This window comes from Propionibacterium australiense, from assembly GCF_003666605.1.
In the GTDB taxonomy this organism is placed as follows: domain Bacteria; phylum Actinomycetota; class Actinomycetes; order Propionibacteriales; family Propionibacteriaceae; genus Propionibacterium; species Propionibacterium australiense.
The window spans coordinates 25,102-40,430 of record NZ_RCIV01000021.1 but is presented as its reverse complement, the minus strand read 5'-3'; the positions used below and the strand labels follow the sequence as shown (position 1 = coordinate 40,430).

General features: G+C 68.8%; 14 protein-coding genes. 7 read left to right on the top strand and 7 right to left on the bottom strand.

All coding sequences use genetic code 11. The features are described from left to right. On the bottom strand, window positions 1-205 hold a 205-nt coding region (locus D9T14_RS11715; protein ID WP_147434126.1), incomplete at its 3' end, for a transposase. A gap of 55 nt (window positions 206-260) precedes the next feature. After that, a complete protein-coding gene (locus D9T14_RS11710) occupies window positions 261-644 on the bottom strand; it encodes an MFS transporter (RefSeq protein ID WP_126464279.1) in 384 nt (127 codons plus the stop codon). A 101-nt stretch (window positions 645-745) separates the two neighbouring features. Here D9T14_RS11710 and D9T14_RS11705 point away from each other — a divergent pair, with 101 nt between their 5' ends. The 5 genes from D9T14_RS11705 to D9T14_RS11685 all read left to right on the top strand — a co-directional run bounded on the left by D9T14_RS11705 (window position 746) and on the right by D9T14_RS11685 (window position 7,317). Further along, a complete protein-coding gene (locus D9T14_RS11705) occupies window positions 746-1,489 on the top strand; it encodes an energy-coupling factor transporter transmembrane component T family protein (protein WP_119162632.1) in 744 nt (247 codons plus the stop codon). Window position 1,490: 1 nt separating this feature from the next. Next, window positions 1,491-2,957 carry an ABC transporter ATP-binding protein gene (locus D9T14_RS11700; RefSeq protein ID WP_119162631.1) on the top strand — a complete coding sequence of 489 codons (1,467 nt, stop codon included), beginning with the start codon at window positions 1,491-1,493 and terminating at the stop codon, window positions 2,955-2,957. A gap of 16 nt (window positions 2,958-2,973) precedes the next feature. Continuing rightward, window positions 2,974-3,618, top strand: a complete 645-nt coding sequence (locus tag D9T14_RS11695) for an MptD family putative ECF transporter S component (protein WP_119162630.1) — start codon at window positions 2,974-2,976, stop codon at window positions 3,616-3,618. A gap of 191 nt (window positions 3,619-3,809) precedes the next feature. Next, the gene (locus D9T14_RS11690; RefSeq protein ID WP_119162629.1) at window positions 3,810-5,585 is read left to right on the top strand and encodes an ABC transporter ATP-binding protein; all 1,776 of its coding nucleotides are present in this window, start codon (window positions 3,810-3,812) and stop codon (window positions 5,583-5,585) included. Next, on the top strand, window positions 5,578-7,317 hold the full coding sequence (locus D9T14_RS11685) for an ABC transporter ATP-binding protein (RefSeq protein ID WP_119162628.1): 1,740 nt from the start codon (window positions 5,578-5,580) through the stop codon (window positions 7,315-7,317). The genes D9T14_RS11690 and D9T14_RS11685 overlap by 8 nt, the downstream gene beginning before the upstream one ends. Before the next feature lie 141 nt (window positions 7,318-7,458). On the opposite strand, the gene D9T14_RS11680 is transcribed toward D9T14_RS11685, so the two are convergent. The 5 genes from D9T14_RS11680 to D9T14_RS11660 all read right to left on the bottom strand — a co-directional run bounded on the left by D9T14_RS11680 (window position 7,459) and on the right by D9T14_RS11660 (window position 12,418). Then, window positions 7,459-8,649: a M20 metallopeptidase family protein gene (locus tag D9T14_RS11680; RefSeq protein WP_119162627.1), complete on the bottom strand. Its 1,191-nt coding sequence runs from the start codon at window positions 8,647-8,649 to the stop codon at window positions 7,459-7,461. A gap of 82 nt (window positions 8,650-8,731) precedes the next feature. Continuing rightward, window positions 8,732-9,595, bottom strand: a complete 864-nt coding sequence (locus D9T14_RS11675; protein ID WP_119162626.1) for a MetQ/NlpA family ABC transporter substrate-binding protein — start codon at window positions 9,593-9,595, stop codon at window positions 8,732-8,734. A 115-nt stretch (window positions 9,596-9,710) separates the two neighbouring features. Then, complete coding sequence (locus D9T14_RS11670; protein ID WP_119162625.1) at window positions 9,711-10,580, bottom strand: MetQ/NlpA family ABC transporter substrate-binding protein; 870 nt, start codon at window positions 10,578-10,580, stop codon at window positions 9,711-9,713. A 36-nt stretch (window positions 10,581-10,616) separates the two neighbouring features. After that, window positions 10,617-11,309: a methionine ABC transporter permease gene (locus tag D9T14_RS11665; protein WP_119162624.1), complete on the bottom strand. Its 693-nt coding sequence runs from the start codon at window positions 11,307-11,309 to the stop codon at window positions 10,617-10,619. Then, the gene (locus D9T14_RS11660) at window positions 11,306-12,418 is read right to left on the bottom strand and encodes a methionine ABC transporter ATP-binding protein (RefSeq protein WP_119162623.1); all 1,113 of its coding nucleotides are present in this window, start codon (window positions 12,416-12,418) and stop codon (window positions 11,306-11,308) included. The genes D9T14_RS11665 and D9T14_RS11660 overlap by 4 nt, the downstream gene beginning before the upstream one ends. A 441-nt stretch (window positions 12,419-12,859) precedes the next feature. Here D9T14_RS11660 and D9T14_RS11655 point away from each other — a divergent pair, with 441 nt between their 5' ends. Together D9T14_RS11655 and D9T14_RS11650 are read left to right on the top strand one after the other, a co-directional pair. Next, window positions 12,860-13,939 (top strand): ABC transporter ATP-binding protein, encoded by a 1,080-nt coding sequence (locus D9T14_RS11655; protein WP_119162622.1) that lies wholly within the window; start codon window positions 12,860-12,862, stop codon window positions 13,937-13,939. Between the two features lie 158 nt (window positions 13,940-14,097). After that, the gene (locus D9T14_RS11650) at window positions 14,098-15,285 is read left to right on the top strand and encodes a trans-sulfuration enzyme family protein (protein WP_119162621.1); all 1,188 of its coding nucleotides are present in this window, start codon (window positions 14,098-14,100) and stop codon (window positions 15,283-15,285) included. Window positions 15,286-15,329 lie beyond the last annotated feature (44 nt).

The window sequence follows — 15,329 nt, the reverse complement described above, 5'->3', positions numbered from 1 at the left end:
GGCGTCTGATTTCGGCGTGTTCTTCCGCGGTGGTGCCATCAGTGCTGGGATCGGGGTGTTCTTTCCGCCATTTCGCGACCCAGTTCCCGACTGTCTGCGCCACAAGCCCGTACGACCTGGCGACCTCGGCGATCGGCTTGGACTTCTGGACGACCTCGAGAACGACTTGTTCCTTGAACTCCGCACTGTATTTCGGTGCCGACATGATCTAATTCTACCTCACGATCATTTCACCCACTGTCCGAAAAACACCAAGCACTTCAAAGCCACATCGCATGCGCTACGAAGCTGGCACCGAACATGGCAGCAGAGAAGACAACGATCCCCCAACGCAACACCCTGACCTGCGACAGTCGTGCACTGAGCCGTCCTACACACAACCCTCCGACGAGCATGCCACAGAACACCGCCGATCCCACAAGGCCAGCAGCCCCCGTTGTCATGCCAAGATTCTCATCGGCGGTCAAAAACGGCAAAACACTGCCGTAGATGTTTAAATCATACCCTTCGACAGTCATCGCAGCGGCCGCCGCCAGAACCACTCGCCAGCGCACTTGATCATGGCCAGGCCACGTCTTGGCGACGGTACGCCCACTACGCTCAACGATCTCCATATCGACGTTGGAACCGTGCCGATCACCCATAAAAACCTCCATCATGACAGCAGACCTGTTCGGACACGGATTGACTCGAAATACCTAGAAGATATAGGTTAGTCTTGCCTAAGCATAGGAACACTCGACTGATGGATGCAATGACCTGCACATCACAGACCCTGTCACCCACTCAGACCTCGGCCCCGGTGAAGCCCGATCTGCGGGCCGGCCTCGTCATGATCGCGTCGATGACCGTCGAGTCGGCCATCATCGGGCCCCTCCTCGGCTCGGCCCTGGCAAGCCTCTTCGCGCTCGCCCTGTGCCTCGTGCTCGGCATGGACCGGTGGGCCTGGAAGCTGGCTGTCGCCTACGTGCTCCTCGTGACCGCCCAACGGCTGTGCATCCTCGGCGTCGCCCTCCCCTTGGTGCCCTTCTTCGGGATCGCCCTCACCCTCGTCGTGAAGGCCTACCCGATCTACGTCACGGCCTTGCTCGTCTTCGCCAGGCTCCCCATGGGCGAGGTCATGGCCGCCCTCGACCGGATCCACGTCCGGGGCGCCCTGCTGGTCGTCCTCATCGTCGTCTACCGCTACGTACCCACCCTCGTGGGCGAGATCCGGGTCATCCGCTCCGGCGCGCGGCTACGCCACGCCCAGCCCGCCTGGAAGCGCTGGCTGCGCCACCCGGTCGCCCAGTGCGAGCACATCGTCGTCCCCGTGCTCATGCGCACCGGCCGGATCGCCGACGAGCTGGCTGCCGCCGCGGTCTGCAAGGGCCTCGACCCCGACTCCCGCCGCACCAGCATGGTCACGCCACGCATCCAGCCCGTCGACGTGGCGCTGGCGGGCGCCTGCATCGCCGCCCTCGCCGGGCTGAAGGTACTGGTCGGCTGAGATGGGCATCGAGTTCCAGTGCCTCAGCGTCGCCTATCCGGGCGACGACGGCCCCCTGCCGCCGGCCCTGGACGGCATCGACCTGTTCATCCCCGACGGCCAGACCGTCCTGCTCACCGGCTCCTCCGGCTGCGGCAAGACGACCGCCCTGCGCTGCATCAACGGCCTCATCCCGGGCCTCCACGAGGCACAGATGACCGGCCGGGTGCTCGTCGACGGCTCCCCGGTGACGGGACACACCACGGCCGAGCTGGCCTCCCGCGTCGGCTACGTCTTCCAGGACCCCCGGTCGGAGTTCTTCACCTTCGACGTGCGCAGCGAGCTGGCCTTCCCCTGCGAGAACGCCGGCGTCGAACCGGCCGAGATCGCCCGGCGGCTCGACGAGACCGCGGCCGTGGTGGGCATCGAGGACCTGCTGGGCCGGGCTCTGGCGGGGCTCTCCAGCGGCGAGAAGCAGAAGGTGGCCATCGGCGCCGCCCTCATGCTGCGCCCCGGCATCCTGCTCTTCGACGAGCCCTCCGCCAATCTCGACACCGAGGCCCTGACCATGCTCACCGAGGTGATCGGCTCGCTCAGGTCCCGTGGCGTGACGGTGGTTGTCGCCGATCACCGGCTCGGCTACCTGGACGACGTCCTCGACCGCGCCGTCATCCTGGACCGCGGACGCGTCGTCGCAGACCTGGACGCCGAGGACATCGCCGCCAAGGACGCGCAGTGGTTCACCGACCGGGGCCTCCGCCAGCTGCACCCGCCCGCCGTCGTCTCGCAGCCGGTCACCGGGCCGGCCAGCGGCGATGGGCTGCGCATCGCCTCTGCCGCCTTCGCCTACCCCGGCCGCGACGTGCTGTGGAGGATCGACGAACTGTGCCTGCCGGCCAGCGGTGTCGTGGGCATCACCGGCGCCAACGGCTGCGGCAAGACGACGCTGCTCCGGTTCATCCTCGGCCTGCTCGCCTGCCGGGGCGCACGGGTCCGGTTCGGCGGCACCGACTGGTCGCGCCGCCGGCGCACGCGCGAGTGCGCCTACGTCATGCAGGACGTCGAGTACCAGCTGCTCGGCGAGTCGGTGCGCGCCGAGCTGCTCATCGGCCCCGAGCCCGGCGAGGGAACCCGTCGCCGGGCCGACGAGCTGCTCGCCCGGATGAGGCTCGACGCCATGGCCGAGCAGCACCCCCTGACCCTCTCGGGCGGCCAGAAACAACGCCTTGGGATAGCCCTGGCCTGCATGAACCAGGCCCCGGTCATCTGCCTCGACGAACCCACCAGCGGCCTCGACGCGGGCACCATGCGCGTCCTGTCGGACCTGTTGAGGCAGGTGGCCGCGGACGGCGCGCTCGTGCTCGTCATCACCCACGACAGCGAGTTCGCCGCCGGGCTCCTCGACCACGTGATCCGCATCAGCGACCGCACGGTGCGTCTGGAGTCCGTCGCCGCTCACAGCCAGACCAGCGACACGCGCGCATCCTGAGAGAAAGGAGACAACAATGAGCCGGAACGATCCTGCCACGCCCCAGACCCTCACGACAGCTCCGGAGAGTGTGCAGCGCCGGAACTCGAGGGTCCGCGACTATGTGACGATGGGCGTGTTCATCGCCTTGTACATCGTGCTGTTCATGTTCTGCGGCATGATCATGGCCGCCGTGCCGATCATCATGGTGCTGCTACCGGTGATCTTCGGTCTCTTCGGGGGCCTGATCTTCACCGTCCTGCTCGGCAAGGTGCAGCGCCCCGGCTCCTTCCTCATCACCGGCCTCATCCTCGGCCTGGGCCTCATCACGATGGCCCCCGGCGGCTCCATGTGTTACATGACGGTCCTCGGCGGTATCGTCGCCGAGCTCATCCACTCCCGGCTCGGGCGCCGCTCCTTCCGGTCGATGACCATCGCCTACAGCGCCTTCATCGCCTGTTACGCGATCGGCGAGTACATCCCCTTCGTCTGGATGAAGCAGGCCTACCTGGACCAGTACGCCGACAACGCCACCCTTGAGGTGGCCCGGGTGGGCACGGAGCTGCTGAACCCGCTGACGATGGCCGTGTTCTGCGTGCTGGGCGTCGTGGCAGCGGTCATCGGCTGCCGCTGGGGGCGCGCGCTGACGCGCAAGCAGTTCAGGCGCGCCGGCATCGTCTGAACGTCACGACGACAGCCACGCGGTGAACAGCCCCTTGCCACGCCCAATACCCCTCGGCCTAATCTTAGGAATGCCTAAGCGAAGGAAAATCCAGGGAACGTGGGCGGGTCATCACATGGCTCCGTATCACAACGCGTGACCGCGAGTCGGCGAACCCCACCCATCACCACTCATCGAGGAAGCAGCGTTCCATGAGCACAGCACGAGCATCGGCCGCCGGGCAGGCGCCGGGGAACATCTGGGAGCTGACCGCAAGCGCGCACCGCTCCATGCTGCTGGGCGGGCTGGCCGCCTTCATCGGCTCGGCCCTCAAGGTCGTGCCGTACATCGGGCTGGTCGAGATCGCCCGGGGGCTCTGGGCGGGCGCCTCCCGGGGGCACCTGTGGGGCTGGGTCGTGGCGGCCGTCGTCGCCATGGTGGTCCACGGCGCCGCCTACACGGGAGCCGTCGGCGCCAACCACCGCACCGAGGCGGCGCTGCGCCACGAGCTGCGGCTGCGGCTGGTCGACAAGCTCACGCACGTGCCGCTCGGCTGGTTCAACGACCGCTCCAGCGGCGTGGTCCGCAAGGCGATCACCTCGGACACCAGCTCGATCCACTCACTCGTCGCGCACCTGTCGGGCGACCTGGCGAACACCCTGGGGGTCGTCGTGGTGGGCTTCGGCTATCTGCTGTGGCTGGACGCCCGCTTCGCCGGCGCACTCATCGCCGGCTGGCTGCTGCTGCTCGCCCTGTGCGTGCTGCCGAGCCTGCGCGCCATGGGCAGGAGCTTCGAGGACTACTCGGCCGCCGAGCGCGAGCTCGCCGCGGTGACCGTCGAGATGGTCGACGGCATCAAGGAGGTCAAGAACTTCGGCATGACCGCCGCGGTGTTCGGCCGTTTCGACGCAGCCCGCAGGCGCCACGCCGACGTCTCGATGTCGTGGATGAACTCCTCGGGAATCGGCGTGGCGATCGTCGGCGCCGCGATGCAGCCGGCCACGACCCTGGCCCTCACCACCGGCATCGGCTACTGGTTCGTCCACATGGGCTGGGCCCGGCCCATGACGGTGCTCGCCTTCGCCCTCGTCTGGGTGGGCATCCCCGAGGGCCTCATGGCGCTGGTGCAGATCTTCCAACAGCTCTACGCGGCGGCCCAGGCGGCCCGGTCCACGGTCGAGGTGCTGTCCGCCGGGGAGCTGCCCGAGCCCGACGCCCCTGCCGAACTCACGGCGGATCCCTCGCTCATCGAGCTGAAGGACGTGTCCTTCTCGTACGAACCCGGCAAACCCGTCATCAGGGACGTCAGCCTCACCTGCCGTCCCGGCACGGTGACCGCGCTCGTCGGCCCCTCCGGCGGCGGCAAGTCGACGCTCGCCAGGCTCATCGCCCGCTTCTGGGACGTCGACTCCGGCCGGATCAGCATCGGCGGTGTCGACGTGCGCGACCAGACCAGCCGGCAGCTCATGGGATCCATGTCGCTCGTCTTCCAGGAGGTCATGACGGCCACCGACACAGTCGCCGGCAACATCGCGCTGGGCAAAACCGACGCCACCCGCGACGAAATCGTCGAAGCGGCGCAAGCGGCGCACATCCACGAGCGGATCATGGCCCTGCCCGACGGCTACGACACGGTGCTCGGCGAGGGCGCGGGCTTCCTGTCCGGCGGCGAGGCGCAGCGCCTCACCATCGCCCGCGCCTTCCTGGCCGCTCCCCCGATCCTCATCCTCGACGAGGCCACGGCCCAGGCCGACGCCCACTCGGAGCTGGAGATCCAGCGGGCCATCACCGGCCTGGCGCAGGGCAGGACGGTCGTCATGATCGCCCACCGCCTGTCGACCATCCGCGGCGCCGACCAGATCGCCGTCGTCGACGGCGGACGCATCACCGAGACCGGGACCCACGAGCAGCTGCTGACCGCCGGCGGACAGTACGCCCGGCTGTGGGCTGCGCAGGACCAGACCATGGCAGGAGCCCACCATGCTTAGCCGGTTCACATCCTTCCTCGACCGGCCCTCGACGATCTACCTGCTGGTGGCCGGCTACGTCGTCGCGGCAGTCCTGCAGGGTCTGGCCTTCGGCGCGCTCATCGGGTTCCTGCGCGCCTTCCTCGGGCCCGAGCCCTCACAGGCCTGGGGACCGATGTGGCTGCTCGTCGGGTTCGGCGCGGCCTCCTTCCTCATCCAGGCCGCCACCTTGATCCGCGCGAACAAGGTGAGCGCCTACGACGTCTGCGGCAACGCGGTGGCCCGGGTCGGCTCCCATGTCGTGCGGCTGCCGCTCGGCTGGTTCGACGCTGGCTCGGTCGGCAGGGTCTCCTCGGCCATTTCGACCGAGACCGACAAGCTCTCGCACCTGACACCCATCGTGTTGCCGCAGCTCATTTCCGGGACCGTCACCCCGCTGACGGTGATGGTCGTCACCTTCTGCCACGAGTGGCGTCTCGGCCTCATCATGGCCCTCGTGGTGCCGGTCGTCGCCCTGCTGTGGGGCTGGGCCTCGCGTCTGCTCATGACGGAGCACCGGGAGGCCCCAGCCATCGCCGCGCGCACCGCCTCGGCAACCATCGAGCACGCCCGCCTGCAGCCGGTGCTGCGCGCCCAGGGCATCTCGGGCACCGCCTGGCGGCCCCTGGCGAAGGCCCTCCACGACGAACGCACCGAGCTCGACGCGATCATGACCGCCCAGGGGCGACCGGCCATCGCCTTCGGCCTGCTCGGCCAGGCCTTCTTCGCCGCCGTGCTGGCCGCCGGTCTGGGCATCGTGCTGGGCGGCGGACTCGATGTCGCGGCCTTCGTCGCGATCGGTGTCATGGCGGCCCGCTTCACCACGCCCATCTCGCAGTCGGTCTTCTACGCCGCCGCCCTGCAGGAGGACATGGTCAGTCTCGACGCGATCGAGCAGATCGTCGACGCCCCCGTCCTGCCCGAGCCGGCGCACCCCAAGCACCCGGCCGGCACCGGCATCGACCTGGACGACGTGACCTTCGGCTACACGGCCGGCGACACCCTCTTCGAGCACCTGTCGCTGCACGCCGCCGAGGGCCGGATCACCGCGCTGGTGGGCCCGTCCGGCTGCGGCAAGTCGACGATCACCAAGCTCATCGCCCGCTTCTGGGACGTCGACTCCGGCCGGATCAGCGTCGGCGGCGTCGACGTGAGGCGCATCGAATCGGCCGAGCTCATGGACATGGTCTCGATGGTCTTCCAGGACGTCTACCTGTTCGACACGACGATCGCCGAGAACGTGCGCCTGTCCCGCCCGGATGCGACCGACGAGGAACTGGCGGCCGCCATCTCGAAGGCGGGGCTGGGCGCCGTCGTCAACGCCCTGCCGGACGGCCTCGACACGCAGGTCGGCGAGGGCGGGCTGAAGCTGTCCGGCGGCGAGCGGCAGCGGGTCTCGATCGCCCGCGCCTTCCTGAAGAACGCCCCCATCCTGCTGCTGGACGAGATCACCTCGGCCCTGGACGCCGAGAACGAGTCGGCCATCACGCAGGCACTGGCCGAGCTGGCGGCCGGGCGGACGGTCGTCGTCATCGCCCACCGCCTGTCGACGATCATGAACGCCGACCACGTCTACGTCCTGTCGGGACGCGAGCGCGGCGCCCCGACCCGGATCGTCGAGCACGGCGCCCCGGCCGAGCTGGCGACAGGAGGGGGCATGTTCGCCGAGCTGGTACGTGACTTCTCGCAGACGGCCCGCTGGAGCGTGCGCTGACACGGAGCGGACGGAACTGGGATCAGCGCTCCGGGCCCGCGTCGCCTCCGGATCATGCCGGCCCGGCCCGAAACGGGAACGGCCCCGCACCCCGGTCGGGCCGGGTGCGGGGCCTTGATCCGCTCTGCTCGCGGTTCGGGTTCAGCCCTCGTAGCCGCCGGCCAGCCAGCGCAGCGCGTAACTGACGTGCAGTTCGGCACTGATCGGCAGGGCCGCCTCGTCGAGCGCGAACTCGTAGGTGTGGTGCGGGTGGCTCGTGGCGCCAGTGCCGCCGGAGCCGACCCTCGCGTAGACGCCCGGGGCGTGGTGCAGGAAGACCGCGAAGTCGTCGCCGCCGGCGCTCTTGGGGCTGTTCGTGACGACCTGCTCGACACCGGGCACTTCGAGGGCGACGCGGGTGGCGAAGCGCGCCGCCTCCGGGTCGTTGTCGAGGACGTCGGCGTAGACGGTGCGGGTGAACTCGGCGGTCGTGTTGTGGGCGCGGGCCGTGGCGTCGGCGATGCGTTCGAGCGAGGCCAGCACCGTGGCGCGCACCTTCTCGTCGAAGGCGCGCACGGTGCCCTCGATGTGCGCGGACGAGGCGATGATGTTGTAGTTCTCGCCCGATGTGAACGTGCCGATGCCCACGACGGCCTCGTCGAAGGGGCTCAGCTCGCGGGACACGATCTGCTGGGCCTCGACGACGATCGAGGCGCCCGCGACGAGCGCGTCGCGGCACAGGTGCGGTTTGGAGACGTGACCGCCCTTGCCGTGCACGTCGATCGAGAAGTGGTCGACGCTGGCCCACTGCGGGCCGGCGGTCGTGCTGACCGTGCCCACCGGCAGCTCGGAGGACAGGTGGAGGCCGAAGACCTGGTCGAGGCCCTCGAGGGCGCCCTGTTCCTCGAAGATGCGGCCGCCGGCGCCGATCTCCTCGGCCTGCTGGAAGGCGAACTTGATGGTGCCGTCGAAGTCGGCGCGGTGCGCCGCGAGGACCTCGGCGGCGGCGAGCAGGGCACTGACGTGGCCGTCGTGCCCGCAGGCGTGGTTGGCCTCGCTCGTCGTGTTGGCCCACTCGGCGCCGCAGCCGTCGCGCAGCGGCAGGGCATCGATGTCGGCGCGCAGCAGCAGCGTCCTGCCGGGACCGGCGCCGTCGAGGGTGCCGAGCAGCCCGGTCTCGCCGACCCTGACGTGGTCGATGCCCAGCTCGTCGAGCCGGTCGGCGATGTACCGCGCCGTGCCGAACTCCTGCAGGCTCGTCTCGGCGTGCCGATGCAGATGGCGGCGGTCGGCGACGATGCGCCCGGTGAGCGCCTCGACCTCGGTGTGGATGCGCTGCTGGTTGAAACTCATGGTGTCTTTCGTGGCTGTGATGGCCCGGCCCGGCGCGGGTCGTGCCGGGCCGGGCCATCGGTGGTCAGGGACGCATCGGCGATCAGGCCGGCGTGCTCTGCGCGGCGCTCGGTGCGATGGACGGGGCGCCCTCCCACACCGGGAACTGCGAGCCCTTGTAGGCGTCGGCGATGGTCTGGGCGACCTCGTCGGTCTGGAAGTACTCCACGACCTTCTTGTAGGTCTCGTTGCCGGTGTCCCCGGCGCGGGCCGCGATGACGTTGTAGTACGGCGCGGACTCCTCACCGACCTCCTCGCGCTGCAGCGCGTCCTGGCTCGGCACCAGGCCGGCGTCGACCGCGATGTCCGCGTTGATGGCGGCCAGGTCGCTGTCACTCAGCGATCGGGCGGTCTGCGCGGCGTCGAGCTCGGTGATCTTCAGGTTCTTCGGGTTGCTGGTGATGTCCTCCTTCGTCCCGGTCACGCCGGCCGCGGGGTCGACGGTGATGAGCCCGGCCTTCTCCAGCAGCTTGAGGGCCCGGCCGCCGTTGGAGACGTCGTTCGGGATGGTCACGGTGGCTCCGTCGGGCAGCGAGCCGAGGTCATCGTATTTGCTCGAGTACAGGCCCATGGGCTCGATGATGGTGTAGCCGATCGAGGTGAGATCGGTGCCGTGCTCGGTGTTGTAGGTCTCCAGGTAGATCTGGGTCTGGAAGCTGTTGAGATCGACCGAGCCGTCGCTCAGCGCCTGGTTAGGCTGCACATAGTCGGAGAACCGCACCAGCTCGACCTTGATGTTCTCGTTCTCCTCCAGGTTCGCCGCGGCGGTCTCCCACGGCTCGTTGTTGTCGCCGTAGACACCGAGCTTGACGGTGGTCTTCTCCTCGCCCGAGGACGATCCGGAGCAGCCGGCCAGGCCGACGGACAGGACGGCGGCCAGAGCGGCGGCCACGAGTTTGAGCTTCATGACGGTTCCTTCCCTACGGTGTGGTGGTTGTTTTCGTGCGATGGGTTTGTCTCCGGGAGACGGGCCCGCCGCGGGTCTGCTGGGCGGCGGGCCCTCAGGCCCGGGACGAGTCCGGTCAGGCCGGCGTGCTCTGCGCGGCGCTCGGTGCGATGGACGGGGCGCCCTCCCAGACGGCGATCTGCGAGCCCTTGGTGGACTCGGCGATCGTCTGGGCGACCTCGTCGCTCTGGTAGTACTCCACGACCTTCTTGTAGGTCTCGTTGCCGGTGTCCCCGGCGCGGGCCGCGATGACGTTGTAGTACGGCGTGGACTCCGCACCGACCTCCTCGATGAAGATCGCATCGGTGCTCGGGGTCAGGCCGGCGTCGACGGCCATACCGGAGTTGACGACCGCGGCGTCCACGTCCTCAAGCGAGCGGGCGGTCTGCGAGGCGTCCAGCTCGGTGATCTGCAGATTTTTCGGATTGCCGGTGATGTCGCCCTTCGTCGGCGTCAGCCCCGCGGCTGGGTCGACGGTGATGAGCCCGGCCTTCTCCAGCAGCTTGAGGGCCCGGCCGCCGTTGGAGGCGTCGTCGGGGATGGACACGGTGGCCCCGTCGGGCAGCTCGCCGACCGAGGCGATCCGGTTGGAGTAGACGCCGAGCGGGGCCATGAGGGTGTAGCCGATCGAGGTGAGATCGGTGCCGTGCTCGGTGTTGTAGGTCTCCAGGTAGATCTGGGTCTGGAAGCTGTTGAGATCGACCGAGCCGTCGGCCAGCGCCTGGTTAGGCTGCACATAGTCGGAGAACCGCACCAGCTCGACCTTGATGTTCTCGTTCTCCGCCAGGTTCGCCGCGGCGGTCTCCCACGGCTCGTTGTTGTCGCCGACGACACCGACCTTCACGGTGACCTCTTCTCGGTTCGAGTCGGACGAGGAGCCGGAGCAGCCGGCCAGGCCGACGGACAGGACGGCGGCCAGAGCGGCGGCCGTGAGTTTGAGCTTCATGGGTTCTCCATTCGATAAAGACTTGGTCGGCTGGGTTCAGTGGGTGACGCGCTTGACGAGGAAGTCGGCGATCCCCTGGGAGACGTAGACGAGGACGAGGATGACGAGCGTGCAGACGATGGTGACGTCGGTCTGGAAGCGGTTGTAGCCGCGGGAGATCGCCAGATCGCCCAGGCCGCCGCCGCCGACGATGCCGGCCATCGTCGTGAGCCCGATGAGGCTGATGATCGTCAGCGCCGAGACCCGGATGATGCCGGGGCGGGCCTCGCGCAGGTAGACGCGGAAGATGATCTCCATCGGGCTCGAGCCCATCGCCTGGGCCGCCTCGATGACACCCGGGTCGACCTCGAGCACCGCGTTCTGGACCTGGCGGGCATAGAACGGCACCGTGCCGATGACGAGCGGGACGAGCGCGGCCGTGGTACCGATCGTCGTGCCTGTCAGGATGCGGGTGAGTGGGCCGACGAGCGCGATGAGGATGACGAACGGGATCGAGCGGAACAGGTTCACGAGCTTGTCGAGCACCCAGTACAGCACCGGGTGCGGCAGGATGCCGCGCCGGTCGATGACGACGAGGAGTGTGCCCAGGATGATGCCGAGCACGCCGGCGATGAGCGCCGAGACGGCCGTCATATAGCAGGTCTCCACGGTGGCGTCCCACAGATCGCCCGGCCTGTTCGAGACGTTGGGCAGCAGAACGTGCGCCACGTGGCTGAGCCAGTCGATCATCGCTGTTCCTCCTGGTCGTCGCCGGCGGGCTCGGATGCCTCGGTGGCGCGCCGCCGGATGGATTCGATCTCGGCCTCGCTGTAGTTGTGCACCCGCACGCCGGAGCGCGCCAGCCAGGCCTCCGCCGCGTCCAGGTCGGGCTGGGCACCCGACAGGCCGAGCAGCAGGTTCCCCACCGGGGTGCCAGCGATGACCTCGACGTTGGCGAACAGGATGTTGGCACTGACGTTGTAGTCGCGGGCCAGCGCGGCGACCATCGGGTCGCCGGTGGCGCCGCCGGCGAACTGCAGGGAGACGAGGCGGTCGCCGTTGCCGAGCCTGATGAGGTCGGGATGGGTGATGACCGTCGTGATGCCGGCGTCGACGTGGTTGGCGGTGTCGATGAAGTCGCGGGTGAGCGGCTGCTGCGGGTTGGTGAAGACGTCGACGGCCGAGCCCCGCTCGATAATGCGGCCCTCCTCCATGACGGCCACGTCGGAGCAGATCTGCTTGATGACACCCATCTCGTGGGTGATGAGGACGATGGTCAGGCCGGTCCGGGCGTTGAGCCGGCCGAGCAGCTCAAGGATGCCGCTGGTGGTCTTCGGGTCGAGAGCGCTGGTGGCCTCGTCGCAGAGCAGCACCGTGGGATCATTCGCCAGGGCGCGGGCGATGGCCACGCGCTGCCGCTGGCCGCCGGACAGCTGGCTCGGGTAGGCGCCGACGCGATCGGCCATGCCGACCAGGTCGAGCAGATCCATGACGCGCTCGCGGATCTCGGCCCGCGTCCGGCCATTCCCCTTGAGCGGGTAGGCGACGTTGTCGAACAGGGTGCGCGAGCCCAGCAGGTTGAAGTGCTGGAAGATCATGCCGATGCGTTTGCGGGCGGCGCGCAGCTGGGGCGGGGTGAGCGCGGTCATCTCCTGCCCGTCGACCCGCACCGAGCCCGTCGTGGGGCGCTGCAGCAGATTGATCGTCCGCACGAGGGTGGACTTGCCCGCCCCCGAGTAGCCGACGATGCCGTAGACATCGCCGTCGTTGACGGTCAGATCGACGTCTCGCACCGCGTGGATCTGCCCCCCGGGGCTGTGCCCGGGAAAGGTCACGTTGACGCCGGTGAGTTCGATCACCTGGGTTCACCTTCCGTTGAGGCCGCACTGCGGCCGTGCTGGATTGTCGAGAAAAGGGTATGCGGAGCGGCCCGCAGCCGCACTCGTCCTTGGGATGGGGGTCGGCAAGGGCGGATGCCTCTGGGCCTTGACGCCATGTGTCAACGCGCCGGTCGGCTGGACCTGACGCGACAGCCGGGTCAGCAGATGTGACACATGGCGCTGGTCATTCGACAACCAGCGACGAAGGTGCGCATCAGAGGAAACTCCACGGGTCAATGATGCCCGAGAGCACCGGATGTGGCAAGAAACGGGTTAAGGATGGGGGAACCGGGCACCGCTTTCTCTTCTCACCAGGCGCGGGCCGTGTGCGAGAATGTGAGGCGGACGAAGACGTCCTTCGTCCCTGCTCTACTACGGATCGTCGGGCACGTTCCTGCCCGTGGAAAGGTGTGGTGGCTCATGGCCACTGTCAGTTACAAGGACGCAACCCGTATCTATCCCGGCGCCGACCACGCCGCTGTCGACAAGCTCAACCTCGAGATCGGAGACGGCGAGTTCATGGTGCTCGTCGGCCCGTCCGGCTGCGGCAAGTCGACGTCGCTGCGCATGCTGGCCGGTCTCGAGGAGGTCAACTCGGGCTCGGTGTGGATCGGTGACCTGGACGTCACCGGCCTGGCGCCGAAGGACCGTGACGTGGCCATGGTCTTCCAGAACTACGCGCTCTACCCGCACATGACCGTCGCCGACAACATGGGCTTCGCACTCAAGATGAAGGGCGTGGCCAAGGACGAGCGCGAGAACCGGGTGCTCGAGGCGGCCAAGCTGCTCGGGCTCGAGGACCTGCTCACCCGCAAGCCCAAGAACCTGTCCGGCGGCCAGCGCCAGCGCGTCGCCATGGGCCGCGCCATCGTCCGCGACCCGCAGGTCTTCCTCATGGACGAGCCGCTCAGCAACTTGGACGCCAGGCTGCGCGTGCAGACCCGCACCCAGATCGCGGCCCTGCAGACCCGGCTGGGCGTCACCACCGTCTACGTCACCCACGACCAGGTCGAGGCCATGACGATGGGCGATCGGGTCGCGGTCATGAAGGACGGCAAGCTTCAGCAGGTCGACCGCCCGCTCGCCCTCTACGACAGCCCGAAGAACCTCTTCGTGGCCGGATTCATCGGCTCGCCCGCGATGAATCTGCTCCCGGCGCGGATCGTCGACGGGGGCGTCGAGCTCGACCGTCAGGTGCTCGCCGTCCCCCGTGAAGTCACCGAGCGCGCCAGCTGTGCGGACGTCATCCTTGGCGTGCGGCCCGAGAGTTTCGAGATCTCCCCCACCGGCGAGGGCGTCACGATGACGATCAACGCGGTCGAGGAGACCGGCGCGGACTCGTACCTGTACGGCTCCCTGGACGGCGTCCCGCTCGACCAGCAGGCCGTCGCCCGGGTCACGACGCGCACCCCTCCGACCCGCGGCGAACGCGTCGTTCTGCGTCTCGACCCGGAGAAACTGCACGTCTTCGACACGAGGACCACCGAGAGGATCTCCTGACCCCGCTCTCCGGGATCATCCGGCATCGGCTGGGGCCGGCCCGCTCCGGGCCGGCCCCAGCGCCGTCCTGATCGGTGGAGCCGGCGGCGCCGGGAGCCCGGGGGCGGCTATCGTCGGGGCAGGCGCCGAAGGCCGCGCCGTATGAGCAGGAGGCACTGATGAGCCCGCAAGAACGAGAACTGTCCCCGCTGGGCCGCGCCGTGCGCGCAGGCTTCGACACGGACACCCAGTACGGCTCGGTGACCCCCGTCCTGTATCCGAGCACCAACTACCGTTTCCCCTGCCTCGGCCAGGGGAAACCACCCTTCGACTACTCGCGCCCGACCAACCCGACGCGCAGCATGCTGGCCGGGACGCTCGCCGAGCTGGAGCATGGCGCCGACGCCACCGTCACCGCATCGGGGATGGGCGCGATCACCGCCGCCATCGAGGCGCTCGTCGGACCGCGGGGCCGGGTCGTCGCGCCGGACAACTGCTACGGCGGCACGTGGCGGCTGCTCGACCACCTTGACGCCCGCGAACGCATCGCGGTCGAGTTCATCGACATGTCCGATCCCGGCCGGGTGAGGACGGCACTGGCCTCCCCGGCCGAACTGGTCCTGGTCGAGACGCCCTCGAACCCGCTGCTGCGCATCACCGACATCGCCGCCACCGCTGAGCTCGCCCATGCCCAGGGCGCACTGCTCGTGGCAGACAACACCTTCTGCACGCCGCTGCTGTCGAACCCGATCGATCTCGGAGCGGACGTCGTGCTGCACTCCACCACCAAGTTCATCAACGGGCACTCCGACGTGGTCGGCGGCGTGGTCGTCTCGTCGACGGCCGAGCTCGGGGAGCAGGTGCAGCACTGGGCCAACACCCTCGGGCTGACCGGCGGGTCCTGGGACGCCTGGCTGACGCTGCGCGGGCTTCGGACGATCGACGCCCGGCTGCGCGTCCACCAGGAGAACACGGCGGCGATCGTCGAACTGCTGCTGGCCAGTGAGATGGTGACGCACGTCAATTACCCGGGGCTGCCCGACCATCCCGGCCATGAGCTGGCGACCCGCCAGCAGAGGGGCTTCGGCTCGCTGCTCAGCTTCGAGCTGGCCGGTGATTTCGAGGCCGTCAAGGCCTTCGCCGAAGGCACGATCGCCATCGACCTGGCGGAGTCCCTGGGCGGCACCGAGTCACTGCTGGCCCACCCCGCGACCATGACCCATGTGGGCATGACGCCCGAGGCACGCGCCGAGGCGGGCATCGGCGACTCCCTGCTGCGGCTGTCGGTCGGGATCGAGCCCATCGGCGACCTCACGGCCGATCTGACCGCGGCCCTCGAGCGCGCGGAACGAGCCTCGCGGGGCTGAGCGGCACCGCCGCCCGGATGCCGTGCCGGGCGGCGCGCAGCCAG